Source organism: Flavobacterium sp. WV_118_3, assembly GCF_039778605.1.
Taxonomy (GTDB): Bacteria; Bacteroidota; Bacteroidia; order Flavobacteriales; family Flavobacteriaceae; genus Flavobacterium.
Genome location: NZ_CP156060.1, coordinates 794,967 through 820,339 on the forward strand (window position 1 = coordinate 794,967; position 25,373 = coordinate 820,339).

Annotated in this window: 22 protein-coding genes; 11 read left to right on the forward strand and 11 right to left on the reverse strand. The window is 35.9% G+C overall.

Annotation, left to right across the window (positions count from 1 at the left end):
- Positions 1-122 precede the first annotated feature (122 nt).
- From ABFU83_RS03705 to ABFU83_RS03750, 10 genes are all read right to left on the reverse strand, one after another.
- A complete protein-coding gene (locus tag ABFU83_RS03705) occupies positions 123-731 on the reverse strand; it encodes a DUF6705 family protein (RefSeq protein WP_347069046.1) in 609 nt (202 codons plus the stop codon).
- Positions 732-762: 31 nt separating this feature from the next.
- Positions 763-1,371, reverse strand: a complete 609-nt coding sequence (locus tag ABFU83_RS03710; protein WP_347069048.1) for a DUF6705 family protein — start codon at positions 1,369-1,371, stop codon at positions 763-765.
- A 7-nt stretch (positions 1,372-1,378) separates the two neighbouring features.
- Positions 1,379-2,857, reverse strand: a complete 1,479-nt coding sequence (locus ABFU83_RS03715) for a hypothetical protein (RefSeq protein WP_347069049.1) — start codon at positions 2,855-2,857, stop codon at positions 1,379-1,381.
- A gap of 499 nt (positions 2,858-3,356) precedes the next feature.
- A complete protein-coding gene (locus ABFU83_RS03720; RefSeq protein ID WP_347069050.1) occupies positions 3,357-4,385 on the reverse strand; it encodes a hypothetical protein in 1,029 nt (342 codons plus the stop codon).
- A gap of 58 nt (positions 4,386-4,443) precedes the next feature.
- Complete coding sequence (locus tag ABFU83_RS03725; RefSeq protein ID WP_347069052.1) at positions 4,444-5,976, reverse strand: sulfatase-like hydrolase/transferase; 1,533 nt, start codon at positions 5,974-5,976, stop codon at positions 4,444-4,446.
- A gap of 785 nt (positions 5,977-6,761) precedes the next feature.
- Complete coding sequence (locus ABFU83_RS03730; protein WP_347069053.1) at positions 6,762-7,883, reverse strand: hypothetical protein; 1,122 nt, start codon at positions 7,881-7,883, stop codon at positions 6,762-6,764.
- A 644-nt stretch (positions 7,884-8,527) separates the two neighbouring features.
- Complete coding sequence (locus ABFU83_RS03735; protein ID WP_347069055.1) at positions 8,528-9,706, reverse strand: DUF3570 domain-containing protein; 1,179 nt, start codon at positions 9,704-9,706, stop codon at positions 8,528-8,530.
- 24 nt (positions 9,707-9,730) lie between these two features.
- Positions 9,731-9,958 (reverse strand): DUF4266 domain-containing protein, encoded by a 228-nt coding sequence (locus ABFU83_RS03740; protein ID WP_347069056.1) that lies wholly within the window; start codon positions 9,956-9,958, stop codon positions 9,731-9,733.
- Positions 9,955-10,878, reverse strand: a complete 924-nt coding sequence (locus ABFU83_RS03745) for an FAD:protein FMN transferase (RefSeq protein ID WP_347069058.1) — start codon at positions 10,876-10,878, stop codon at positions 9,955-9,957. Before ABFU83_RS03745 ends, ABFU83_RS03740 begins: the two co-directional genes overlap by 4 nt.
- Before the next feature lie 9 nt (positions 10,879-10,887).
- Positions 10,888-11,319 (reverse strand): thioredoxin family protein, encoded by a 432-nt coding sequence (locus ABFU83_RS03750; RefSeq protein WP_347069059.1) that lies wholly within the window; start codon positions 11,317-11,319, stop codon positions 10,888-10,890.
- Positions 11,320-11,687: 368 nt separating this feature from the next.
- Here ABFU83_RS03750 and ABFU83_RS03755 point away from each other — a divergent pair, with 368 nt between their 5' ends.
- The 5 genes from ABFU83_RS03755 to ABFU83_RS03775 all read left to right on the forward strand — a co-directional run bounded on the left by ABFU83_RS03755 (position 11,688) and on the right by ABFU83_RS03775 (position 19,208).
- Complete coding sequence (locus ABFU83_RS03755; RefSeq protein ID WP_347069060.1) at positions 11,688-12,074, forward strand: hypothetical protein; 387 nt, start codon at positions 11,688-11,690, stop codon at positions 12,072-12,074.
- 95 nt (positions 12,075-12,169) lie between these two features.
- A complete protein-coding gene (locus ABFU83_RS03760; protein WP_347069062.1) occupies positions 12,170-16,510 on the forward strand; it encodes a CusA/CzcA family heavy metal efflux RND transporter in 4,341 nt (1,446 codons plus the stop codon).
- Between the two features lie 6 nt (positions 16,511-16,516).
- Positions 16,517-17,725 (forward strand): efflux RND transporter periplasmic adaptor subunit, encoded by a 1,209-nt coding sequence (locus ABFU83_RS03765; RefSeq protein WP_347069064.1) that lies wholly within the window; start codon positions 16,517-16,519, stop codon positions 17,723-17,725.
- Positions 17,709-18,509, forward strand: coding sequence for a phosphatase PAP2 family protein (locus ABFU83_RS03770; RefSeq protein ID WP_347069065.1), 801 nt, complete (start codon positions 17,709-17,711; stop codon positions 18,507-18,509). Before ABFU83_RS03765 ends, ABFU83_RS03770 begins: the two co-directional genes overlap by 17 nt.
- A 9-nt stretch (positions 18,510-18,518) precedes the next feature.
- On the forward strand, positions 18,519-19,208 hold the full coding sequence (locus tag ABFU83_RS03775; RefSeq protein WP_211089516.1) for a VIT family protein: 690 nt from the start codon (positions 18,519-18,521) through the stop codon (positions 19,206-19,208).
- A 525-nt stretch (positions 19,209-19,733) separates the two neighbouring features.
- Here ABFU83_RS03775 and ABFU83_RS03780 read toward each other — a convergent pair.
- Positions 19,734-20,450 (reverse strand): pseudouridine synthase, encoded by a 717-nt coding sequence (locus ABFU83_RS03780; protein WP_347069067.1) that lies wholly within the window; start codon positions 20,448-20,450, stop codon positions 19,734-19,736.
- Positions 20,451-20,662: 212 nt separating this feature from the next.
- Here ABFU83_RS03780 and ABFU83_RS03785 point away from each other — a divergent pair, with 212 nt between their 5' ends.
- The 6 genes from ABFU83_RS03785 to ABFU83_RS03810 all read left to right on the forward strand — a co-directional run bounded on the left by ABFU83_RS03785 (position 20,663) and on the right by ABFU83_RS03810 (position 25,313).
- Complete coding sequence (locus ABFU83_RS03785) at positions 20,663-20,908, forward strand: zinc-ribbon domain-containing protein (protein WP_347069069.1); 246 nt, start codon at positions 20,663-20,665, stop codon at positions 20,906-20,908.
- A gap of 160 nt (positions 20,909-21,068) precedes the next feature.
- Complete coding sequence (locus ABFU83_RS03790) at positions 21,069-22,145, forward strand: nuclease-related domain-containing protein (RefSeq protein ID WP_347069071.1); 1,077 nt, start codon at positions 21,069-21,071, stop codon at positions 22,143-22,145.
- Between the two features lie 6 nt (positions 22,146-22,151).
- Positions 22,152-22,466: a hypothetical protein gene (locus tag ABFU83_RS03795; protein WP_347069073.1), complete on the forward strand. Its 315-nt coding sequence runs from the start codon at positions 22,152-22,154 to the stop codon at positions 22,464-22,466.
- 156 nt (positions 22,467-22,622) lie between these two features.
- Positions 22,623-23,051 (forward strand): VOC family protein, encoded by a 429-nt coding sequence (locus tag ABFU83_RS03800; protein WP_347069075.1) that lies wholly within the window; start codon positions 22,623-22,625, stop codon positions 23,049-23,051.
- Positions 23,052-23,343: 292 nt separating this feature from the next.
- Positions 23,344-24,375 (forward strand): serine protease, encoded by a 1,032-nt coding sequence (locus tag ABFU83_RS03805; RefSeq protein ID WP_347069077.1) that lies wholly within the window; start codon positions 23,344-23,346, stop codon positions 24,373-24,375.
- A gap of 11 nt (positions 24,376-24,386) precedes the next feature.
- Positions 24,387-25,313 carry a DNA/RNA non-specific endonuclease gene (locus ABFU83_RS03810; protein WP_347069079.1) on the forward strand — a complete coding sequence of 309 codons (927 nt, stop codon included), beginning with the start codon at positions 24,387-24,389 and terminating at the stop codon, positions 25,311-25,313.
- The last annotated feature ends 60 nt before the right edge of the window (positions 25,314-25,373 follow it).

The following is a 25,373-nucleotide window of genomic DNA, read 5'->3' on the forward strand; positions in this document are numbered from 1 at the left end:
AGGCATCAATCTTTACTACAAACTAAGCCCACGCGTTCCGAGTTAAGGGCTTAAAAGATCGGCTTATTTAACAACCGGACATCTTGCCGTTTACAGGAACGAGGTAAACTTCCTAAGAAATTCTAAGGTTGTTTTGTTAAAATATATTCTCCATAAGGAACACGCATTACATCCGGCGCTCCTTCTTGAAGCATTACAGATGTATCGTTCTTATATATTCGAGCAATTATCCTTTCTACTCCATTTTCATTTTTATATCGTAAGATTACAGCATTGTCAAGATATTTTCTTTCAGGATCTGTAATATACAGTTTTATTCTTCTCTCATTTTGAGAACAATCATCACACTTAGGGAATAAGTTTTTTGTCCATATTAAATTGCCCCAAATATTGTGATACCCAGCCTTAACAGGCGGATTGATCATTTGACTTAAAGTATTTATTTTTTCAACACCATTTTCAATAAATCGATATTCTCCAACCAATAAATCATCGTAATAATTCTTTGATTGATAATGGTTAAATGTTAGCTTTTTTATCTCAAAAGTCAAACTGGTACTACCCTGTATAAATTTCCAGGTTCCAACATATTTGTTAAAATCATTATCTACATCTTTATTATAAGTTCCGTTTGTAAAAGCTAAATCGCTATCACTTGCAAGTGAGACCACAGTCTGTGCCTTACAGGAGAATAGGACAAATAAAACAAGCGTTGTGAAAATATATCTCATGTTGTATTTAGTTACAGCTAATACTGTCTAACTACGGTTGCTTTGTCAAAATATATTCTCCATAAGGAACACGCATCTCATTTGGATAACCTTCGGGTTGCATAATAGAATTATCACTCTTATATATTTTTACAATGATCTTTTGGGTTCCATTGTCATTTTTATATCGTAAAACAATAGAGTTGCTTAAATAGGTTCTTTCAGGATCAGAAATTGACAATTTAATACGACGTTCATTCTCTTCGCAATCACTACATATAGGGTACAAATTTTTTGGCCAAATCAAATTTCCGGAAATACTGTGATCATCTCCTCGTAGTGAGTTATTAGCAAGCAATGATAAAGTGTTTATGATTTCAGTTCCATTATGAACATATTTGTATTCTCCAACTAACAAATCCTGATAGTAATTTTTATACGGGAAGTACTCAAAAGTTTTCTTTACTAAAGAAATTGTTAGTGCAGTAGTGCCGTTTTGATATTTCCAAGTACCGATATATTTACTAAAATCATTATCAACATCTTTGTTATAAGTACCATTTGTATATGCTGCATCGCTATCTGCTGCAAGAGGCACTATGATTTGTGCTTTACATGAGAAGAAGGTTAGCAACATGAGAAATTTAAGAATATATTTCATATTAACATTAATTACAGTTTATTTCATTTATCGGTTTGTTTGTTTTGGTCTCTGGATTTTCATTCAAAGCTAATTTAGTCCATTTAGTTAGATTATCGTCAGCTTTATATAATGAAAGTTCTAAGCCATTATCTTTTAGGAATTCTAAAAATATCGTTTGATAATTTGCTAATGCAAAGCTACTGTTATCGATTTTTTTATATCTTCTCCCTAAAGCTCTTTTAAAATCTTCACGCTTGCTATTATCCGAATAAATGGCTCTTAGCTTTTCCAATGCTTGAACATTATCAGCAGATATAGCATAAGTTCCTATATTCGAAACAAGTATATGGACAGGTATTAATGGATCTGGAATTCCATTATTTGCAGTATAATTATGTCCCTGATAAAATTTATCCAGTAAAAAGAGATCCGCTTCCGAGAACATTGAGAAATGACCATTCAAATGGCAATGTATTCCACCAAAAAGCAATGAATTACTGGAATAATTTACGTGATTTTCGCCTGTATTTGCTTCAGGAACTTCTGATACGACAATATTTCCTTTCCCATTATAGGATAAATTAAATCCTTGCTCTTTAACACCTGTCAATGACTGATCAGTTATTAATTTTTTTATGGCCGCTTTAAAATTGAAACTTTTAAACAACTCATTCAATTTGTCACAATGCAAAGGAGCTTCAAGCCAATCTTCAACAGGTACCGTTATAATATTGGGGCAACGTGGGCAGTTACTCGGAGGATTAGAGTTCCCGCCACTTGGATCTTCATCACCGCCACCGCCATTACCGCTTTGCCCTCCGGTATTATTACCTCCGGTGTATTGACCTGCTCCGGCACCAAAACTTCCACCTCCGCCAACAACGTCGCAGGTTGTGGATGTAACACTATACAAAAAATCAGAGTTATTACAATTAACTCCGCGAACATGTTCCACTCCAACAGTATTGCCGCTATTGGCTTCATTACACATCATTACCGTTGCCGTATGGCAAACAATATCCTTACCCATCTGGGAAACGTTATAATTGATAGGTGTTAAATTAATATCTCCCTTAAATACAAACGAGCCATGGGTGCCTGAATGTAAAGGCTCACTTGGCGTATACTTTAAAATGTAAGCACTTGGTTGTCCTATACTGTCTACGTTGATCACAAGATTTTCAAAATAATTAGGGTTATTGATTTCCCGTGTAATCTTAAAGGTATAAGAAGTCTTAGTACCATCTTCTATCACCTTTGCGTCATGTGGTACGATGCTGAAATTGTACTGAGCTTCCATTGCCGTACGGGATTTATCTCGGTTCGCATAAACTTTATTATAGGCCGTCAAAAACTTACTTTCACCAAGTAATTTATCCAATGATGTTTCTCTAATCTTGATTTTAGTCGCATAGTTTTCGTTACGAACGACTTCCTCGTTTAGCTCGCAGCCTGCAAGCAGCACCAGGATCATAAAAATCCATACTTTAAAAATAGTTTTCATAATTGTTATTAAAATGCGTATGCAAATATTGCCCAGTGATAAATAAAACAATTACGGTTTCCCCGTAATTAAGACATTTTGTACCAAAATGCAGTATAAACACTTACAAAGACTGTTTTACTTTTCTTATAGTGAGTATCTGTATTGCTTAGAATGTTACAAACATTTATAGAGATGAGTTTGAATGTATGATGGGAATCATCCTCTTTTTTGATCAATTAATAAAACTATGGAAGTGTTATATCTCCAACAGACAGAAAAAGATTCTTTCCTAATTATTGATTATAAATAGTTCTTTCTTTTCACCCGTGACAAAACGGATATGGAATATATAAATATGTACATATGTGAATATATGAATTCGTTTATTCATTTGCACGTATCAACCAACGCACTTGAAAACGCACTCTATTAACTTCTTATTTAAAACATGAAATTAAGTAAAAACACGTATTGCTTTGTTGTGTATAAATGCCTCAAATTATATCATCCCCTTTTTTTAAATACTTACTTTTGCAACGAAAGAAGATGTTGCTTTGGTTCCCGAATTATCTTCGACCATATAAATCCCTAATATATTATTCCGATATGCCGTATTGGCACTTGTAGCACTTGAATCCGGAAAATCAATATCAATCCATTGTGCTTCTCCAAATGATCCGTCAGAATTTCTTTTCACAGAAACAAATGATGCTCCGGTTTTTTCTCTATTTAGAGTAATCCAATCCGACGGCATATTATAGCCATTCTCATCAGAAACGGTAATACCCTCAAAATGAGTAATTATAGATAGGGCTGTTTCGTTCTTGTAACTAAATGATTTTAAATTAGTGATTTCTTTTGTTTTAGAATTATAATCCGCCAAAAAGGCCTGGCTTATTTTACCTAATTTCAAACTGGTATAGCCTCCGGCCATAGTGTAACTATCCCCGCCATTATGCCAAATACCATATAAGGTAGTCGTTAGTGAATCCGGCACTTTAAAATCGGTGCATTCGTTATTGTTGGTATTATATAAAAACGCATATCCGTTTTTATCATTTTCAATATCATAATTTCCAACAGCAAGTCCGCCCATTACGCTGTGAACAAATACATTGTTCGTATTTCCTCCGTTTGGCGATACCTGAATCCATGTTCCGGAACCATCAATAGGACCTTCGTAATAAAATCCGAGATTTCCGCTCGGGGCTTTATCAGTAGAAGCAGTTATCTTATAAGATCCTACAATTTGTACCGTGCCATCTGGTCCGTTATTAGGTCCATAACAAGAAGTGTTTACAACTTCGGCTGTTGGCGTACTGGGGAAATTAACGACATGCCATTTGCCTTCATTCCCTTTTGTTTTAAGCGTTCCTTCGTAAATTAACCCCTGAACAAGATTGTTTTCACTTAATAAACTACCTGCAATATACACGTTTTCAGACTCCGAAACTCCTCTTATTCCCTGTATTGTTGTTTGTCCGGCAGGATTATTAAAATCGGTATAACTTACTGTACTCACTTCTGAATTTATATTTTGCGACATGATATAGGTGTTTTTGTTATTATTATAACCGTTTCTTTTTAGTTTTAAAGCTGTTTTGTCAGTTGAATGTCGTTAGACTATAAATATCTTCTGGCATATTGACCCAGAGTTTTTCTATCTCAAGCTGATGCAATTGCTCTTCCAGATCTCTTCTGATTTCACTGTATGCCGGATCGTAAGCAAGATTTGTAACTTCTAATGGATCATTAACTAAATCATATAGTTCATATTGCTTGAAATAAGCTGTTGACGCATCAAAATAATAATCGAATTTCCATTTTTCCGTCCTGATGCAACGAATACGATTAGCAGCTTTCACAACTGTCCAATTACTATTAGAGCCAGCCTTGATATCGTCATAAGTAAATAATATGCTATGCTGAACAGGAGTATTATTCTCCATTATGGGAAACAAACTTACACCTGCAAGTCCTGTAGGCGGGTTTGATACATTTGCTATGTCGATAAAAGTCGGCATAATATCTGCCAATGTTGCTAATGCCATTGATTGCTTTATGCTGTGATCTTTAAAAAGTATTGGATTTGAAATCACAAGCGGCACTCTTAAGGCTTCTTCATAGGCTACAAAAGTTTTCTGACGCAGACCGCCGTGCGCTAAACCCATCTCTCCATGATCCGAAGTAAGAGTAACAATTGTAGAATCTGCCAATTTATTTCCATTCTCATCCTCCTCATATAGTTCTTTAATTAGGTATCCAATCTCCTTATCAACATGACTTAATAAATAACCATAAAAATTAATGTAGTTCAGCTTATCCTCATCAGTAGCTATTTCGCCCAGACTTAATGCCATGTTGAGTAAAATTTGTTCCTGAGCCATAGGTTTTTTATTTTTAAGTAAATTTTCATTTACACTTGCTGGAAGCCCAATTTCCCTGCCCGACCAGGTATCTGTATGATAGCCCGACTTACCAGCCGATTTTGGGTATGCTAAAACATCATGCGGATTAACAAGTGAAAGGATAAGACAGTAAGGTTTATGATTTCCTGATGCTCTTTGCGCTTTTACCTCTTTAAGGTATTGTATGGCTTGGGCCGTATATTTTGCATCATGATTGGCATATCCGCCACCAAAATTAAGCGGATTGACATCTTCACCGGCATCTGGAGCAATCCAGCCCATTGCACCATACAATGAAATATCTGCAGCAGTTAAATCATCGTAATTAGTTTTAGTGCCATTGGGAGCTACTCCTTTACTCATATGCCATTTACCTCTATACTGTACATCATAACCATCTGCCCAAAGCACATTCATGATGTTGGGGATGGAATTACTGAGTGTCGGTTCTTGCGGAGATAAAAGGCCTCCTTCGGTTAATGTCTGGCTGACTCCATGTTTAGCAGGATAGGTTCCTGTAAATAACGTCGCACGGCTGGGAGAGCACATGCAGGTATTACAAAAAGCTCTATCAAAACTAAATCCGTTCTGTTTTAGAAATGTGAGAGTCGGAAGGTTTTTTTCTTCCCACCCCGGTGGGAAATGCTGCGTTGCACGCTGTTCGTCGGTAATAATAAGAATCATGTCCGGCTTTGGGCCAATCTGATTGAGTTTTTCTTTTAAGTCCATTACTTATTGATTAAATTATTAAATATAAATGCAATTTGAAACGACTAATATTTTCCTAAAATGATTGTAATAAAACTAAAAATGCTTTCTTAGAAATTATACTATTGAAATCAATACAATTAAGAGCCCCACCACAAATAAGCTGATATAAAATCGAGGAAAACCGATCTAAGACAGTACATATTAAATAAGCTTCAAAAGCAATTAATTCAATTAATAGGAATAAAGTTACACAAGCGAATCGATCTAAAGCTGCGTATAAACACCTGTTTTACAGGTGTGTAAAATAATAAGTGAAATAAAAAAATCACATTTCAAGAATGAGGTTGATTATTCTGTCATAACCGCTACAGAAAAACAGAGATAATTATATATTTCACTGTACCAATGAAAAGTTGAGTCTAAATTTAATTCTTAAGGAGGTTAAGACTGAATTTTAATTATAGATGAAATAGAAAAAAGATGAAATAGATTAAAAATTGGATTAGTACATTCAAGTATATAAATACCTTTTTCGATTTACAAGAAAAATCAACATCCTCTTACAAAAGTCCTATAAAAGATAAAGTCTAGTATCCCAACTGCAAGTAGATCGGTTTGAAAATGGCTATTTTAGCATTGTAAACCCTTCTGAACTGAAAAGTAGGTTTTCCTCCTTTTTGTATATCCTTTAAAATTCAAATGACAACTCCACAAGTGCATGACATTCGGTTTCGTTCAACACAGTTTTCATTTTTAGTACTGAGGACAAGACGAAAACCTAGTTATTAGGCGTTCGTTTTTTATCAAGGATTTTCTTTTCTTAATTTCATTTGAATTGTATCTCCATTGAAAATCATTTTCCATTGCATAGATTTGTTTTCAAATTTAGAAATAAGAACAGGGATTGTGTCTGGTTTCTCTAGACTTTTTTCGTACGAAATGACCTTTAAAGTGTTTTTGTCTTTATCATAATGATACTTCATAAATATTGACACACTGTCAACATACATATTAGGGTTAGTACAGAATAACAACTTCCCTCGTTCTTCAAAGTATAATGTTTTCCATGCTAAAGTATCTTTTTCCCAAGCTTTTTCGGAAACTATTTTTCCATTCCGTGTCATTTTTTCAACGGTCCATTTCCCGAAATATTTTTTCGATTTCTTTACATCATAACTGTAATACAATACGAACACAAATGGAATTAAGATACATAACAAACGTATTAATTTACGTACTGTGTTAGTGCCTATAGCAGGAAGTTTGCTTTTATAACTACTAAAAAATGCAATTATATCTTTTTTCCTTTCTAATGATAAATAGGATAATCCCAAAACCATAATTATTGATATGAAAGTGGTTAGTGGACCAATTCCATAAAATAGATTAATTAAAAGTATGTTTACTTGAACGGGTAAAAGTGTAATTACTCCAAGCAATGTGGTACGTCTGAATAATAATAAAACACTTCCAATTATTTGAATTAAACCGATAATAACAGTTAGCGTATAGGAATAACCATAATATTTCCAAGTAAGTTCTTGTCCATTTAAGGTATTCACTAATGAGTCTTCAATATGATAGGAAAATGCAAAATTGACATCAAATAATTTTTCAAAGCCAAATGTAGAAATATATAGCGCAAGCCAGTATCGTAGAATTGTAGTAAGCCAAACAAAGTATTTTTGTGAATCAATGTTATTTTTCTTTTCGTTACGATGCCAATAAAGTGATAAGCCTAATGAAAAAAGAATCCCAGTAATCAAAGATGACATTCCAATTGGAAGTATATATTGATTTAGTTTATAGGGGAAAAGAGGTAATATAATATGAAGGATTGAATCAACGCCACCTACGATAGCTAAAAAACTCAAAATGAATTTTGAAATCCACTTTCTTTTATTTTGTGTCTGAACTGAATCCATAGTCGTATTTTAAGTATTGGTTTTTAGCTTGTTTTTTGGTAAAAGGCACCTAAGAAAGTGATCCGTTTTTGTCTGTAAAATTTATTGCATCAATCGCTAAAATACAAAAAAAGCTAATCTGAATAACATTGACTTTTTTAATTGTTTTATACGTTTTAGAGTTGAGCCACAAAAGAGCATTCCAAAGCCTTAAACTTTTCATTAAACTCTAACTGAAAATCCTATTCCGGGAAAGTTATATTATCAAAGTTTGTAAGATAACTATCATCGTTAACTGATTGTATGAAACTTTGACCGTATCGGTCAATTAAAGAAATAGCCCATTGCTTTAAGCAGTGGACTGAGGTATTATTACATTTCTATAATTCCATTATTTAATATACTACTAAAATAGCAAGTCAAGTTTGATGAAATTTTTTCAAAGACATTGGGAACGTAGTCTGATATATTTACAACAGTCAATTCCTTTTCAACAGGATAATTATGATATGAATCTATTTATTATGGTAGTTTTTTACATCATGTTTCTCTGGATATGCAAACAAAAAGTAGAATAAAAGTTAAGCTATATTTTATACATAGTTATTTTTTTCGGCTTCCTGATCACTTCTCACTGATTGCTATTCTTTTAGCTTTATCCTGGTTTATTTGTATTTCAGATTAATACTCACAATGTCGGCATTTAGTGCTGTTGTTCTGGAATAATGACCATAACGTATTTCGATTGTATTAAAATGTTTAATTCCGAATACGCCTTTAATTGGAGTAAACTTCATTCCGATTCCGAAGAAATTACTGTCAAACTTCGAAAGATCGTAGTTGCTGGTATAGTAATCGTCGGTACCTGTATGCGCTTCATAGGGTTTAAAATATTTAGCGGCACTTTGTGTGTAAAACCTGTAGAACGGACTTAACGAAAAGAAAGGCGATATTTTTACCGGTACCTCAATATCGGCTGTGTGGGATTTAATGTCCCAGTCATCGGTATAATAACGATAATAGGCCCGGATAACGATATTATCACCCAAAAAATAACTGGCTCTAACAGCCAAAGGAATTTTTAACCGGTTTCCGGGGAGGTTTTCCTGATGCACCGATCCATCCGTAAAATAAACACGATGAAACGGGAGACTTAAAAAGCCATTTTGCGTGATAATATCAGCTAAAAAGACAATTTGAAGGTTTGTATTTATAATTTGAGAATAGCTAAGGGAACCGACAAAGGTATTCCGCGAAGCCGAGCCATAGTGATTCCCGTTAGTTCGTAGCTCAATTGGTTCGATTAACTTTACCTGATCCAGATAAGCCTGAAATTTGGCTGTAAATTCACCACTTTTGTCTTTTGTTTTTTGGGAATAGCTCACATTGCCTCCAAAAGATTGATAATCGAATTCCGATGAAGACGACAAACCAAAGCCAAGGGTGTTTCCTTTTTCTTCATTTTCGATACTGTAATTAAAAGAGGGATAAAAACGAATATCTGATGATGATGCAGATGAATTGGCTTGAAGATCAATCATATCCGATGAAGCAGAAGTGTAATAATCGATCCCGGCTTCTACATCAAGCGTATGTTTTTTTCCGGATTTACTGTACCGAATGAGTTTTACATCAATGGTGTTGGATACATCGGTTAGCTTTTCTGTCCCAATACCTCCTGTAACGGCCGAATTATTACCATCCTGCCGGTAATAACTGGATACCAGATTAATTTCGTCTACCTTTAATTTGGTGCTTTTATAGCCCGTCGAATCGGAAGGTGTCTGTGCTTGAGCGCGTAGTAATCCCAACAAGGCGAAGCCTGTGATAAATATTCTTTTCATCTGTTAACTTTTAAAGGTTGAAGATTAGTTACAACCGCAGCCGCCGCCACTTTTACCCGAATTCGCCCCGGAGGAACCTTCGCGATAGGATTGAAAACTTAATTCGGTTTTTTCTATTTTTCGATTGGAAAGGATCATTTCGGAATCGTTTAGTTTTCCTTTCTGATATTCTTTTACTGAAGTACAGGAGGCCGTTGCAAATACAAGTACGCCAGATAAAACCGGAAGCTTGATAATGATTCGTTTTTTCATTGGAGGTTAATGTTTTTGGAAGTGTAAATTTTATTGTTATCGTCTATTATAATACAATACAACTCGGGTAACTGATTCACCAAATACAAGCCGGCCTGTATACCCATAATGGCAATAGGGGTGGTCATCGCGTCGGCAAGCTCGGCATTATTACATATAATGGTAACACTCTTGATTCCTCTAATGGGTAGCCCGGTTTTTGGATCGATGGTATGCGAATATTTTTTACCGTCTATCAGAATAAACTTTTCATAGTTTCCGGAAGTCGCAACCGCTTTATCCGATATTTCAATAAAGGAGAATGCAGCAGTCGGCTGATCGGGATTGGCAATACCAATAGTCCATTGCTTACCATTGGGTTGTTTTCCCCAGGTTGTAAGATCGCCGCTTGCATTGATAATACCGCTTATAACCTTGTTCTCTATTAGAATTTTTTTAGCCCGTTCTGCGGCATATCCTTTCCCGATACCACCAAAACCGATACGCATTCCTTTTTCCTTTAAAAAAACACTATAATTGCTTTTATCCAATATAATGTTTTTGTAATTGATCAAATGAACCCGTTTTTTAGCTTCTTCTTTAGACGGTAATGCGGTCATGGTTTTGTCAAAGTTCCATAACGACGCATCAATACTTCCGTAGCTAATATCAAACGCTCCCTGCGTTATTTTTGAGATGCGGATACTTCGCTCAATTAAATCAAACACTTCTTGATCAACTGTTACGGGAGCGATTCCGGCATTTTTATTAATCCGGTTTGTTTGACTGTCATCGTTATAGGTGGTAAATAGTTGCTCAATTCGTCTTATTTCGGCAATGGCCCTTTCTATATTTATTTGAGCAAACGCTTCCTGTTCGGCTACTACCGATATGGTAAAATTGTTCCCCATTAATTGTAACGACTGGGAATAGGTTTTCATGGTATAGGTTTACTTTTGAGCATCACATATATTTTTTACTTCCTGTGCCCATTGTTCAGCCGAAACATCAGGCTTGCCTTTCCAGGTTTTAATTACTTTACCATCGGCATTCAAAAGTAGCGTAAAAGGAAAAAGCCCTTCTTTATTGTATCGTTCTGCTAAGGCTTCATTTCGTTTTACCTGATCGGGCGAACCTATATTTTTTTTCTTTCTTGGAAAATCGGCATTAACCATAATGAGATTATCATCCGCCATTGTTGTAAAAACGGTGTTGTTAAAATAATCCCGATGCATTACAATACAGGGAACGCACCAGTCTGAACCGGAGAAGTTTAATAGGATTAGTTCGTTTTTTTCTTTTGCTAATTTTTTAGCGTGTTCGAAATCCGGCTCCCAATGCGTAGGGAGTAATGCAACCAGAAGCAAGGCTATAAATTTCATAAAAATCGGTGTTTAAAGTGAAATCAGAACACAGCCGTTCTGATTTTATCGATTAACAATTTTATAAGTTAGCGTAGCAGTGTTCCATAATCCGGGAAATCAAAAATTGTTACAATAAGAAATAAGGCTACTAAAAAATTAAATTCTTGATAAAGCAACAGTATTTTTCTTAAATGTATAACTAAGGTATACTTTTTTTCGATGGACTGATTAAAAAAAAATATAAAAAATACTGTTTATACAAAGAATAAATAACAATAATTTTAGAAGGTATCATTTTGTGTATGAGTGTTTTGTTTTTAAAAGCAGTCTTAATAAGAATTGAAAGAAACGTAGTAGGCAACTTAAAAATGCTTATATTTATAGTAATGAAAAAAACGATAGCGATACTATTTGTAAGCCTGTATCTGTTTTCAACAACTCAATTATCGGAATTGTTGAAAATACCCATATTGGTCGAGCATTATATGGAGCATCGACACGAGAATGACAAAATAACACTATGGGATTTTTTATGCCTGCATTATGCTAATGGAAATATACATGATGCCGATTATGACCGCGACATGCAACTACCTTTTAAAGCATTGACGTATCCCGTGGTGGCTTGCATCTCTTTTATTATTCCAACACCAATTTCTTTTACGAATCCACTAAACACGAACCGGGTAGAAAAGCAACAGGCATTTTATGAATCCCCGGATTATATTTCCTTATATCTTTCAAGTATTTGGCAGCCTCCAAGGTTTTGTTAATTTTTTTGAGTGAATAGAATTTCCAAACAGTAATAGTAGTGTTTGCAGATTTCTATGCGAATATTCGAAACATATCAGATTAATAAAATAGAACTATGTTAAATAAAATAATTGAGTTTTCCGTAAGGAATAAACTCATAATCGGGCTATTGGTATTGGCGCTGCTTGGCTATGGAGGCTATCAGGCAACACAATTGCCCATCGATGCGGTTCCTGATATTACCAATAATCAGGTTCAGGTAATCACTACAGCGCCGTCATTCGGAGCCACCGATATTGAACGGTTGGTAACCTTTCCGATTGAACAGGCTAACAGTAATATTTCGGGATTAAAGGAGATCCGGAGCTTTTCCAGATTCGGACTGTCTTTGGTGACCATAGTGTTTGAAGATAATGTCGATATCTACTGGGCCCGGCAACAGGTAGCGGAACGTTTACAACAAGTGCAAAGTCAAATCCCGCAGGGGATAGGAACGCCTGGTTTAGGGCCAATTTCTACCGGATTGGGAGAGATTTATCAGTATGTGTTGCGTCCTGAGAAAGGATACGAACAAAAATATGATATTACCGATTTAAGGACCTTGCAGGACTGGATTGTACGCCGACAATTATTGGGCGTAAAAGGAGTCGCCGAAGTCAGTAGTTTTGGGGGAAAATTAAAGCAGTATGAAATTGCAGTTAATCCCAATAAATTAAATGCTTATGGTATTACGATAAACGATGTTTTTACAGCGCTGGAAACCAATAATCAAAATACCGGAGGTGCCTATATCGAAAAAGGACCAACCGTATTGTATATCCGAAGTGAAGGACTCATTGGCACCATAACCGATATCGAAAATATTGCCATAGCCGGTAAAAATAATGAAACCCCGTTGTTTTTAAGAGATATTGCCGATATCAAAACCGGATTTGCAACTCGTTTTGGAGCCATGTGCTATAACGATCAGGGCGAAGTAGCCGGCGCGGTAGTTATGATGCTTAAAGGAGCCAACAGCAGCCAGGTGATAAAAAATGTAAAAGAACGTATTGATCAGATCCAGAAAACGCTACCAAAAGGCGTGGTAATCGAACCTTTTCTTGACCGGACTAAAATGGTGAACAATGCGATTGGTACCGTCGAGCGGAATCTGTTGGAGGGCGCCTTGATTGTCGTTTTTGTACTTGTGGTTTTTCTGGGAAATATCCGGGCCGGTTTGCTTGTGGCTTCCGTAATTCCGCTATCGATGCTTTTTGCGATCTGTATGATGAACGCCTTTGGTGTTAGCGGTAATCTGATGAGTTTAGGAGCACTGGATTTCGGACTGATTGTAGATGGGGCGGTAATTATTGTCGAATCGGTGATGCATCAGCTTTCGCATAACGCCCGATTTCAGAAGGTTACCAATCTGTCCGGAAAGCAGATGGATAAAACGGTAATCGGATCGGCCAGTAAGATGATGAACAGTGCCGTATTCGGACAAATTATCATTTTAATTGTATACCTGCCTATTTTTACCCTGGAAGGAATCGAAGGTAAGATGTTTCGACCTATGGCACAAACAGTAGCTTTTGCACTTCTTGGCGCATTTATTTTGTCGCTCACCTATATCCCGATGATGAGTTCTTTTTTTCTAAGTAAAAAAATTAACCACAAGGCCAACCTGTCCGATAGGGTTATGGCACGTATAGAAAGCATCTATAAAAAAAACTTAATAAAGGTTTTACGAATTCCGGGAGCTGTTTTAGCAGTTGTAATCGGGCTTTTTGGGATTGCCATTTTGGTACTGACAACATTGGGAGGCGAGTTTATCCCTTCGCTGGAAGAAGGTGATTTTGCGGTTGATACCCGTGTATTAACCGGAAGTAATCTGACGACTACGATAGAAACGACCCAAAAAGCCGCTCATATATTGAAATCACAGTTTCCCGAAGTGATTAAAGTGGTTACTAAAATCGGTAGTGGAGAAGTTCCAACTGATCCGATGCCTATGGATGCCAGCGATATGATGGTGATTCTAAAGGATAAGAGTGAATGGACTTCGGCACATACTTTTCCGGAATTGTCGGCCAAAATGCATAAAGCATTAGAAGATGTACCCGGTATAACAGCGGGATTTCAGTTTCCGGTTCAAATGCGGTTTAATGAGTTGATGACCGGAGCCCGACAGGATGTGGTTTTAAAAATTTTTGGCGAAAATCTGGATTCACTCGCCAAAACGGCCAATCGATTGGGGAAAGTAATCGGAACTGTAAAGGGAGCCGAAAATATTTATATTGAACCGGTTACCGGTATGCCACAGATTATCATTTCGTATAACCGACCTTTAATTGCACAATACCATTTATCGATAGCCGATATCAATAGAGTGGTGAATACCGCCTTTGCAGGGCAAAGTTCCGGATTGGTTTTTGAAGGCGAAAAACGGTTTGACCTTGTGGTTCGACTTAATACCAGTGATCGGAAAAATATCGAAGATGTCCGTAATTTATTGATCCCAACTCCAAACGGAAAGCAGATTCCTTTGGTACAACTGGCCGATATTCAGATTAAAAATGGACCCAACCAGATTCAACGGGAAAATGCGCAGCGCCGGATAATTGTAGGATTTAATGTAAAAGGACGCGATGTACAAAGTATTGTAGAAGAACTGCAAACAAAAGTTAATTCGCAACTTAAGTTGCCCGATGGGTATTATATTACCTATGGCGGTTCGTTTGAAAACCTGAACGAAGCGAAAAGCCGTCTACTGGTAGCGGTTCCGGTTTCATTGCTACTGATTTTTGTATTACTGTTTTTTGCGTTTAAATCTGTAAAAGAGAGTTTACTTATTTACACGGCGATTCCATTATCGACCATAGGTGGAATTTTGTTCCTTGCTTTAAGAGGAATGCCCTTTAGTATCAGTGCCGGCGTTGGATTTATTGCCCTTTTTGGCGTAGCCGTATTGAATGGTATTGTTTTGATTGCAGAATTTAACCGTCTAAAGAAAGCAAATATGAAAAATATAGCCCGAATTGTCATAACCGGTACCGGATTGCGACTTCGTCCGGTATTAATGACCGCATTTGTAGCTTCACTGGGCTTTTTGCCTATGGCAGTAAGTAATGGTGCGGGAGCCGAGGTACAACGTCCGCTCGCAACGGTAGTAATTGGAGGATTACTAATTGCGACCTTTCTGACACTTTTTGTATTGCCGATCCTCTTTATTTTATTTGAAAAGGGAATCAAATGGAAAGTCGGAATGAAAAGCTTGAAATTGTTTTGTATTATGACCTTTTTAACGGTGGGGACGATACAGGCACAAACGGAGATCACCCTTGATCAAGCCTTGGAAACGGCAGTAAAAAACAATCGGATTCTTAAAAGTGAACACTTAAAAGCCACTTATGCGGAAGCTCTGATTAAATCATCTGCCAGCTTGCCTCAAACCGATTTTACTGCAGATGTAGGTCAGATTAATAGTTATTACAATGATACCAAATTTGGAGTGGCACAGAGTTTTGCTTTTCCAACAGTGTATACAAGACAACGACAACTTTTTGAGGAAGAATGGAAGCAAAGTTTACTAGGGGTTTCTCTAAAAGAATATGAAGTCAAAAAAGCCGTTACTCAACTTTATTATCAGTTACAGTACTGGTATGAAAAGGAAAAACTTCTTTCGAAAGCCGATACACTTTACGGTAATTTTTACCAAAAAGCAAATCTCCGACTTCAAAAAGGAGAAAGTAATGTTTTGGAAAAAGCAACTGCCGAAACCCAAAAAATGGCTATAACCACTCAACTAAAACAAATCCAACAGGAAATCGCAATAGGGTTATTACAATTTCAGTTATTGCTTAATTCGGATACCGTGTATAAACCGGAAAATACCGATAAAAAAGCAGCATTAATACCGGCTGTTGGTGTTGATGAAAATCCTTTTTTACAATTATTGGAACAATCCAAGACCGTAGCGGCACGACAAACAGCCTTGGAACGAGCCCGGTTACTACCCGGATTTATGGTGGGCTATAGTAATACCAGTTTTAGAGGTACCGGCGCGAATGAGGTGGTATACGATGCCGGAAGCCGTTTCCATTCCATTCAGGCAGGAGTTTCGGTACCACTATTTACCAAGGGACAGAAAAACAGAGCAAAAGCTTCGAAAATAATGGAAACAGTAGCGCAAAGCGATTATGAAGCCGCAACTGCGCTACTTCAAACACAAAATAAAAAGCTGATGGCAGCCTATCTGAGTAACCTCGAAATCGTGCAGTATTTTGAAAATAACGGACTTAAAAATGCCTCGTTAATTGCAGAAACAGCCGAAAAACAGTTCGTAAATGGAGAAATTAACTACCTCGATTTCGTACTGCTTTTAAATCAGTCTATCAGTATACAAAATAATTATGCAGAAGCCTTAAAAACACTGAACGACACCGTTATTCAACTGAATTATCTTACCTCAAATTAAAAAAATATGATAACGATAGGATTAGATAGCCCTAAAAAACGGGGGATCATAAATATAACAAAATACAAATTCCAGAGATTCCCGGGAGCAGTACTGATTATGGTATTACTGGGACTGGTAAGCTGTAAAAATAAAACCGAAGTCGCATCGGATACCAACATTTCTAAAAAAGAAAATCAGGTGGTACTTACTACTGCGCAGTTTAAAAATGCCGGTATTGAAACCACACAGTTGACGTCAAAAAACATGGCGGGTATCCTGAAACTAAACGGAAAAATAGATGTTCCACCACAAAATCTGATTTCCGTAAGTGCGCCCTTAGGAGGCTATTTGCTGCAAACCAATCTTTTGCCCGGAACGCATGTCCGTAAAGGAGAGCGAATTGCGATTATGGAAGATCAACAATATATCCAGTTGCAACAGGATTATTTACAGGCGAAGTCCAGACTCAATTTTGCCGAGTTGGATTATCAGCGCCAGAAAGACCTCAACCAAAGTCAGGCCAGCAGTAATAAGGTCTTGCAATTGGCTCAGGCAGAAATGAACAACCAGCGTATCCTGATGCAGGCACTGGCCGAAAAATTAAAACTGATCCATATTAATCCGGCGACACTTACAGCGGATAAGATTTCGAAAAATGTTTCGGTTTACAGTACGATTTCCGGTTTTGTGAGTAAAGTCAATGCCAACATTGGTAAATATGTAACCCCTTCTGATGTGATGTTTGAACTGATTGATCCGGAAGATATTCACCTGAGTTTACAGGTATATGAAAAAGACGTGATTAAACTGGCTATAGGTCAGAAAATAATAGCTTACAGCAATGCGGAACCGGATAAAAAATATGAAGCCCGAATCATTTTGATCAGTAAAGATATTAATACCGATGGATTAACTACCGTGCATTGTCATTTTACCAAGTATGATAAAGACCTGTTACCGGGTATGTATATGAATGCTGAGGTGGAATTGACTTCCGGTAAAGTGAATACACTTCCGGAAGCCAGTATCGTTAATTTTGAAGGAAAGAATTATGTTTTCATTCAAACGGGTCTTCGAACCTATAAAATGCAGGAAGTTAGCATCGGAAATCAGGAAAATTCGGATGTGGAAATACAAAATAGTAGTATTTTAGAGGGAAAGACCCTTGTTTTAAAGGGAGCTTATGCGTTGCTAATGCAATTAAAAAATAAGGAAAATGATACAGAATATTAGAAAAACAATACTGCTGCTGGTGGTCTTATTTTGGGAGACTACCTTTTTCGGAGCGACAGGTACCGGTACTTATCAGTTTACGGTACACAACCCTGATACTACAGTAATAGTAAAAAAAGCAGATCCGGTTTATCAGTTTTCAACCAAAAAAATGATTATACCGGCTGTATTTATTACGTATGGACTGTTGAGTCTTATGGTTGAAGATATTAAGAATATTAATAATTCCACGCAATTTGAGGTAAGCGAACATGCTCCAAAGCATATTGTATATGATAATTATACCCAATATGCGCCGGCAGCCGCGGTATATGCCTTAAATCTGTTTGGAGTTGAGGGGAAACACAATTTACGGGATCGTACTCTGATTTATGCGACTTCGCAGCTGATTGCCGGAGCGATCATCATGCCGGTAAAGTATCTTGTTAAAGAAGAGCGGCCCGATAAAACAAATAACCTTTCATTTCCATCCGGACATACAGCAACCGCTTTTTCATCGGCACACTTTATGTTTCGCGAATACGAAGACAAATCCCTTTGGTTGGCACTTTCCGGATATCCTCTGGCAGCATTTACTGGTATTTACCGGATTTTAAATGATAAACACTGGGTAGGAGATGTTATCACCGGAGCCGGAATTGGAATCCTGTCTACCGAGTTGGCGTACTGGCTTTTTCCAAAGATTGATCATCTTTTAAAAGGAAAGGGACAGAAAACAAGCACGCTGGTCTATCCGTTTTATCAGTCCAACAATGTAGGGTTAGGTTTTACACGAAAATTTTAGAGGATTATTATGGAATTGGAAAAACATTATGTCAATAGGGTAGGATGGTTGCGTGCCGCCGTTTTAGGAGCAAACGATGGAATTTTATCGACCAGTAGTATTGTAATTGGCGTAGCGGCCGCCAGTAACGATCGTACGGTTATTGTTCTCACAGCATTAGCCGGGCTGGTGGCCGGAGCCATGTCTATGGCCGCAGGTGAATATGTTTCGGTGAGTTCTCAGGAAGATACCGAAGCATCTGATCTGGCCAGGGAAAAACAGGAATTAGAGCTGATGCCGGATATCGAATTGAGAGAACTCGCGAAAGTATACCAGCGAAGGGGACTTGATACGGATTTAGCCTTACAGGTTGCCGAACAATTAACGCGTCATAATGCACTTGAAGCACATGCCCGGGACGAACTGGGATTAAATGAAATTACTCAGGCAAAACCATTACTCGCCGCTATGGCCTCATTTTTTTCGTTTGTGGCCGGAGCGGTATTACCGTTACTGGTTTCCTGGTTGGCTCCGATGGTATATATGATTCCGTATCAATATCTTTTTTCAATTGTCTTTTTAATGTTTTTAGGTGCTGTTGCAGCAAAAGCGGGAGGATCTGGTATCCGAAAAGCAGTGATGCGGATCTGTTTTTGGGGAACCGTTGCCATGGGCGCAACTGCTTTGGTTGGCTATCTTTTTGGCGTTAATACTGTATAAAGACCGGAAATTGAGGTCCGGTTATAGGCTAGGTTTGCTGATAATCGGCCTTGATTAGAAGGATATTTAGGACGATTTTATATTTTACGTGTATCTACTACGATTTCATTTAGCGAAAAAGAAGTTAATGTTGCTATTCTAGAAAAATTCCAAAGGAAGATATATGTAACAATGGCAGCCATGATACCGCAAAAATAGTTGTAGGTAATAAATATTATGGAATGATAAAGTTGCCTGATTTAACTGATGAAAAATTTGGAGAAAGCAGAACTAAGATAACTATTAAGCAATTGGAATTAACATCTATTCAGTATAATGAATTTATAAACGGTGTAATGAGTAAGAAGGAATAGGTTAGAATCTTAAGTAATAAGTGGTTTAAATTTGATAAAAAGAAGATGATACAGTTTTAATCTTCTCTAAAAATAGCTACATAAATATTTGCTACCTATCTTATATGAAATATTTTATAATATTTAATGAGCTAATTTTCTCCATAGTAAAAGCAAAGGAAGCGTTTATAAACTATGTATTTCCAATACTAATACCTTTTTTGTCATCAATATGAAAGCCGATAATTCCAGCGGCTCGCATAAATTCGTCTTGTGGGCGGGCCGTAAGCACCACTTTTTCATTGCATACAGGATGTGTGAAAACCAATTTCTGAGCATGGAGTAACATAGTATTCATTTCAAATTTTTCAAGCCATATTTTATTTTGCTTGTTGCATCCGTGAGGACGGTCACCAATAATTGGATGTAGAATATGAGCCATATGTTTGCGAATCTGATGCATTCTGCCTGTTAGCGGAAAAGCCTCTACAAACGAATATCGGGAGGTACTGTGTTTACCCGAAGGGATATCGATTTCTACTTTGGCTAGAGTCTTAATTAATGTTTGCGCTTCCTGTAAAGTGCCATTGTCTTTGTATAAAGCATAATCGATAAGTTGTTCATCGGGAGTATAACCTCTTACAATGGTCCAATACTTTTTTTCGACGGTTTTTAGCGTTAACTGTTCCGTAAGATTTTTATTTACTTCTTTGTCCAATGCGAAAAGCAAAATCCCCGAAGTTTTGCGATCAATCCGGTGAACCGGATATACTTTTTTACCAATTTGATCCCGCAACAACTGAATGGCAAATTCTGAAGCATCTCTTGCAATAGGGGATTGATGTACTAAAAGACCGTGTGGTTTATTGATGGCAACTAAATAATCGTCCTGATAAATAATCTCTAACATATGCAGCTATAAAAAACGTCTAAAAGTAAGTGATTTTTTGATACCGAATTAGCTGGAGCGGTCTAAATTAGGTAAAAACACGTATTGTTTTGTTGTATATAAATTAGTTTCTTTCGGGTTTACGAAATTAAAAGATGAGTAGTTTCGTGAAAACAATGTTATATAATATTTACATGCTATAATCTTCTAAATATTAACTTTAATTTTAAATAATGGCATTAATAGATTGTCCTGAGTGCGGAACAGAAGTTTCAGATAAAGCTGAAAAATGCTTAAAGTGTGCTTATCCAATAACCAATAGTAGAGCTAACAATGTTGACTCAAATTCGAGTTCTAAGAACGAAACAAGTGTTATTGTTAAATCAAAAGAAGGTTGTTTTCTTCAAACTTTAAATACGGGGTATCTTATTATTGCGATAGTGATTATTATTTTCATTCTTTTGGCGGTTATACGTTAAATTTGAGAACAATACATAATAATAATTTTATGAAAATGGACTTTATACAAAATTTAAATACAATTTTTATTTTATACTCCTATTAAACTCTTCCAACTTCTTAAATCTAGCCCTTTACAAGCAATAAGTAATGACACGCAACAATTAACAATCGGTAAAAATGTGCAGAACTTATAATACCATTGGTTCACTGACAACTTTAAAATCGCATTTAAAGAGAAACAATATTCATGATTTTACGTCATTAAAAGAAGTCATTGATTTTCAAAAATCATATTCGATTCTCCAACAAGAATTAATTTCACATCATGGAAGTCGTATAGAGCAAGAAAAAAATAGCCTCAATATAGACTTACCGAATTTAGACAGAACAATTGAAGTACAGAGACATGAATCAATACTAAGATTAACAAACGAAATTGATAAGCTAAAACAACAACTGAATATTGCAACAATCAATACGTCTAAAAACTTTCTCCATAAAATAATCTGTCGTTTAAAACAGAGAGATTATAAAAGGAAAATAAAATTTAAAGAAAATAATTTTGATAGTGAACTAGAAAAATCAATTAGCGCACTTACCTACAATTACCAAGTCAAAATGAATCGCTATCAATTTATAGCTTCCCATTTTAATGAAGCAGTAAAACAAAGCGCTCGATATGCTTTATCAGAACTAGAACGAAAAAAAACGACAATAGATAGTCTCAATAATTTTATTTACGGTGCGTTAGGAGAACAAAAAGTAGTTAAGACGTTAGAAACGCTATCTGATGAATATTTTTTAATTAATGACTTTACAGTTTCATTTTCACCTGCAATTTATAATAGACAAGAAAACGATTACATACAGTCTGTTCAAATTGATCATATACTTGTTGGTCCATCGGGGATATTTATTATCGAGACAAAGAATTGGAGTGAAAAATCATTAGCAAATCTAAGTTTACGCTCACCTGTAGAACAAATTAAAAGGACAAATTTTGTGTTATTTTATCTACTAAATAATACGAAGAGTGATTATCATTTAAGCTTGGACAGTCATCATTGGGGGAATAAAAAAATACCAATTAAAAATCTAATTGTTTTGACTAATACAAAACCACAAGAAGAATTTCAATATGTGAAAGTTTTAACTGTCAACGAGCTTCTTAGTTATGTGAATTATTTTAAACCGATATTTTCACCTGTTGAAACTAAAAGAATTACAGAGATGCTTTTACGGATTAATGAATAAAACAAAATGGAAAACTCAGAAAATGAAAAACGCAGTGCGGAAATAATGTTTCTATTAATCCGGGAATTGTGGTATCAATCGGATTATGGTAAAAAGGTCATGAAAAATGTAGCGCGCTGTATTTATGAAGTCAAAAAAAGTAGTTGTAAAGAGCTTGAAGTTGCTCAATGTTTTTTATTTTTAATTGATAACGGATTGATCAGAGAGATTTCAAAAGAACACCATCTTTATGAATTTACTGATGCCGGAAAAAACGTAACGACCCAAAAAGATGTGGAAGATATCATTAATCAGTCGTTTTATAACCGTCTAATCCAATAACACATTATTTGATCCTCTTCATATTTGATCCTCTTCATATTTGATCCTCTTCATATTTGATCCTCGCTAAAAATCGTTATCTTTAACAGAATTAAGCGATTAAGATAAGACCCGATTGGCATTGTAAAAACGTCATTTATCCAAAATAATTACACTATGGCACTGATCAACCCTCATATCAACTTTAATGGTAATGCAGAAGAAGCTTTTGAATTTTATAAAGCTGCTTTTGGTGGAGAATTTTCAAAAATTGTCCGGTTCAAAGATTTTAAAAACCCGGAATTCCAAATAAGCAAAAACGAAGAAAATAAGATTATGCATATTGCATTGCCCATTGGTAAAAGTAATGTGTTAATTGGTAATGATGTGCCGGAGTTTTTGGGAAGGGTTAATGAAAATGAAAACCGAAGTAAAATTTCAATAAGCGCAGCCAGTAAAGAAGAAGCCGACCAATTATTCCATAGCCTTTCTGCAGGCGGAGCAATTGAAATGCCCATTTCGGATAGCCCGTGGGGTTCCTATTTTGGAATGTTTCGAGATAAATATGGAATTGAATGGATCATCGATTTTAATCCAAAAAAATAATAAAAGCGAATACCTAATAGCGGTTTTTACGCTATATATATTGTAACCTACAACCAATATAAAACAAAGATGTTTCTTTTCGTATCGTTTCTGGATAGACACGGATGATACGCAAGTTTTACGGAACTTATCAAGTAAGCCTGTGAATTCATTTCAAAAATGAAAAAAAAGTCATAATGGTTTACAAAAGAAGCATCTGTATAAATCAGGAATGATATAATTAATAAATTGTAACGGGCACTCCTTTCCTATTATGCGATTGTAGCGTGTACCGGAATTTTTTTAATGTATTATGACCTGGACAAAAAAACTCCTGCAATTAAATGATGTTTTAAGTGATCTGGTTCCTGACAAAGATGGGATTATAAAATATGCCAAAGCATCCGGTTTAAAACCACAGTCTATGGGGCTCGGTAGTAATGTTACAGACATTTGGAACACTATTCTAAACGAAGCTGACAAAAGCAGTAAGATAGATACATTGCTAAAATCGGTATTGGATGCTTATCCGGATAATCTGTATTTAAAATCGGCTTTAACGTCACAGGAAATTGATTTTTCTGCAAGCCCCGATATTGATGATACTGCTGACTGGCAGGATGTTTCAGATGAAACATTAGAATTACTCACAATGGAACAAAGTACGTTGTTACCGGTTAATTTTTTGGCAAAAGGAGTGCTAAAAAGTAAATCGGTAGGAAAAGTAGAACTAAAAATTGGCAATAACAGATATAGTGTGGGTACCGGGTTTTTATTTAAAATAAAGGAAGTGGATGCTTTATTTTTTATAACAAATTATCATGTAATCAATGACAAAAAAGATATTGAACGAACACGTATCATTTTCGATTACGAACTTGATGTTGACGATCATTCTGTCCCATCAAGAAGTTTTAAAATCGATCCTGATGGTCCTTGGTATTCTTCCGGAATAAGAGAGTATGATACTACGATATTCCAATTAATTGATGAAGCTGATAGATTAGCAGAATACGGTTGGATCGAATTAAAAGAGGTTGAAATTACGGCAAATGATTTTGTCAATATAATCCAACATCCAAAAGGTGAAATGAAACAAATTTCGCTTTATCATAATATAGTGACTCATACGGATGACAGGGTTGTTCAATATCTGACAGATACACTCAAAGGTTCTTCCGGTTCTCCTGTATTTAATTCCGATTGGGAAGTTGTCGCACTGCATCACAGTGGTGGTGGGAGTAAACCCGGAGAACCGAAACTCCCGGAAGGAATCAAATCGCGTAATGAAGGTATTTTTATTAATAAAATTATCCAATTTGTAAAAGAAAACTGTAAAATGTAAAAGTCGAAGTTATGATTAGTGAAAAATTATTTCAGGGCTATGATGAAAAGTTTATCTCGAATCAAATAGTGCCGTTGCCTGGACTTAATGAGAAACAAGCCGATGATCTGGTATTGGATAATGAAGGGAATAAAGTGATACAATATATCAATTATAGTTTGCAGCAATCGGCATCTCACAAGTTCCCTTTTTATACCGCAGCAAACATCGACGGTAAAGCGTTTAAGAAGATACCAAGACAAGGTAGTTGGCGTAAAGATCCTCGTATTCCGGAAGCATTTCAATTGGGAAAAGAATTATATGGAGCCCCTAAAAGTGATTTCGATAGAGGGCATATGACTAAAAGAGAAGATGTGCAATGGGGCGCTACAACCGGAATAGCGTTAAGTGCTGCTAAAGCAACATTTTATTATACCAATTCGGTTCCGCAACATAAAGACTTAAATCAGAAGATATGGAAAAACCTTGAAGATTATATATTACATACCGAGGCAAAGCAAAATGAATTACGTATTTGTGTTTATACAGGTCCGGTTTTATCCGATTTAAACCCCTATTTTATAACACCAATAAATAAGGAACTAATAAAAATTCCGTTACTATTCTGGAAAGTGGTTGTCTTTCAAAAAGAAAATGAACAGCTTTATCGCGTTGGTTTTATGATGAGCCAGAATAAGTTATTCGTAAAGGATCAAATTATTGAAGAGCTGGAATCGGACGATACATTATTTATGCAATTCAAAGACGCGGATACGTATCAGGTCAATATCGCGCTTATTGAAGAATTGACAGGATTAGAAATGCCAAAAGCCATTGATTCCTATACCGATAAAAGAAATACAAAGTTGGTTTTAAAAGAAATTGATATTGATCCGGATTTGGAAAGCGATTCTGTAAACAATCAATTAGGTTTTAAAATTGAGAATTTGTTTTTGTAATAGATAGTCAAAAATAGTTTATGTTATTGCCAATTGTATTTAAAACATCTTATTATGGCG

Coding starts and splice junctions, on each gene's coding strand:
- ABFU83_RS03705 (WP_347069046.1), bottom strand. CDS start 731: ATGAGATATATTTTCACAACGCTTGTTTTATTTGTCCTATTCTCCTGT.
- ABFU83_RS03710 (WP_347069048.1), bottom strand. CDS start 1,371: ATGAAATATATTCTTAAATTTCTCATGTTGCTAACCTTCTTCTCATGT.
- ABFU83_RS03715 (WP_347069049.1), bottom strand. CDS start 2,857: ATGAAAACTATTTTTAAAGTATGGATTTTTATGATCCTGGTGCTGCTT.
- ABFU83_RS03720 (WP_347069050.1), bottom strand. CDS start 4,385: ATGTCGCAAAATATAAATTCAGAAGTGAGTACAGTAAGTTATACCGAT.
- ABFU83_RS03725 (WP_347069052.1), bottom strand. CDS start 5,976: ATGGACTTAAAAGAAAAACTCAATCAGATTGGCCCAAAGCCGGACATG.
- ABFU83_RS03730 (WP_347069053.1), bottom strand. CDS start 7,883: ATGGATTCAGTTCAGACACAAAATAAAAGAAAGTGGATTTCAAAATTC.
- ABFU83_RS03735 (WP_347069055.1), bottom strand. CDS start 9,706: ATGAAAAGAATATTTATCACAGGCTTCGCCTTGTTGGGATTACTACGC.
- ABFU83_RS03740 (WP_347069056.1), bottom strand. CDS start 9,958: ATGAAAAAACGAATCATTATCAAGCTTCCGGTTTTATCTGGCGTACTT.
- ABFU83_RS03745 (WP_347069058.1), bottom strand. CDS start 10,878: ATGAAAACCTATTCCCAGTCGTTACAATTAATGGGGAACAATTTTACC.
- ABFU83_RS03750 (WP_347069059.1), bottom strand. CDS start 11,319: ATGAAATTTATAGCCTTGCTTCTGGTTGCATTACTCCCTACGCATTGG.
- ABFU83_RS03755 (WP_347069060.1), top strand. CDS start 11,688: ATGAAAAAAACGATAGCGATACTATTTGTAAGCCTGTATCTGTTTTCA.
- ABFU83_RS03760 (WP_347069062.1), top strand. CDS start 12,170: ATGTTAAATAAAATAATTGAGTTTTCCGTAAGGAATAAACTCATAATC.
- ABFU83_RS03765 (WP_347069064.1), top strand. CDS start 16,517: ATGATAACGATAGGATTAGATAGCCCTAAAAAACGGGGGATCATAAAT.
- ABFU83_RS03770 (WP_347069065.1), top strand. CDS start 17,709: ATGATACAGAATATTAGAAAAACAATACTGCTGCTGGTGGTCTTATTT.
- ABFU83_RS03775 (WP_211089516.1), top strand. CDS start 18,519: ATGGAATTGGAAAAACATTATGTCAATAGGGTAGGATGGTTGCGTGCC.
- ABFU83_RS03780 (WP_347069067.1), bottom strand. CDS start 20,450: ATGTTAGAGATTATTTATCAGGACGATTATTTAGTTGCCATCAATAAA.
- ABFU83_RS03785 (WP_347069069.1), top strand. CDS start 20,663: ATGGCATTAATAGATTGTCCTGAGTGCGGAACAGAAGTTTCAGATAAA.
- ABFU83_RS03790 (WP_347069071.1), top strand. CDS start 21,069: ATGTGCAGAACTTATAATACCATTGGTTCACTGACAACTTTAAAATCG.
- ABFU83_RS03795 (WP_347069073.1), top strand. CDS start 22,152: ATGGAAAACTCAGAAAATGAAAAACGCAGTGCGGAAATAATGTTTCTA.
- ABFU83_RS03800 (WP_347069075.1), top strand. CDS start 22,623: ATGGCACTGATCAACCCTCATATCAACTTTAATGGTAATGCAGAAGAA.
- ABFU83_RS03805 (WP_347069077.1), top strand. CDS start 23,344: ATGACCTGGACAAAAAAACTCCTGCAATTAAATGATGTTTTAAGTGAT.
- ABFU83_RS03810 (WP_347069079.1), top strand. CDS start 24,387: ATGATTAGTGAAAAATTATTTCAGGGCTATGATGAAAAGTTTATCTCG.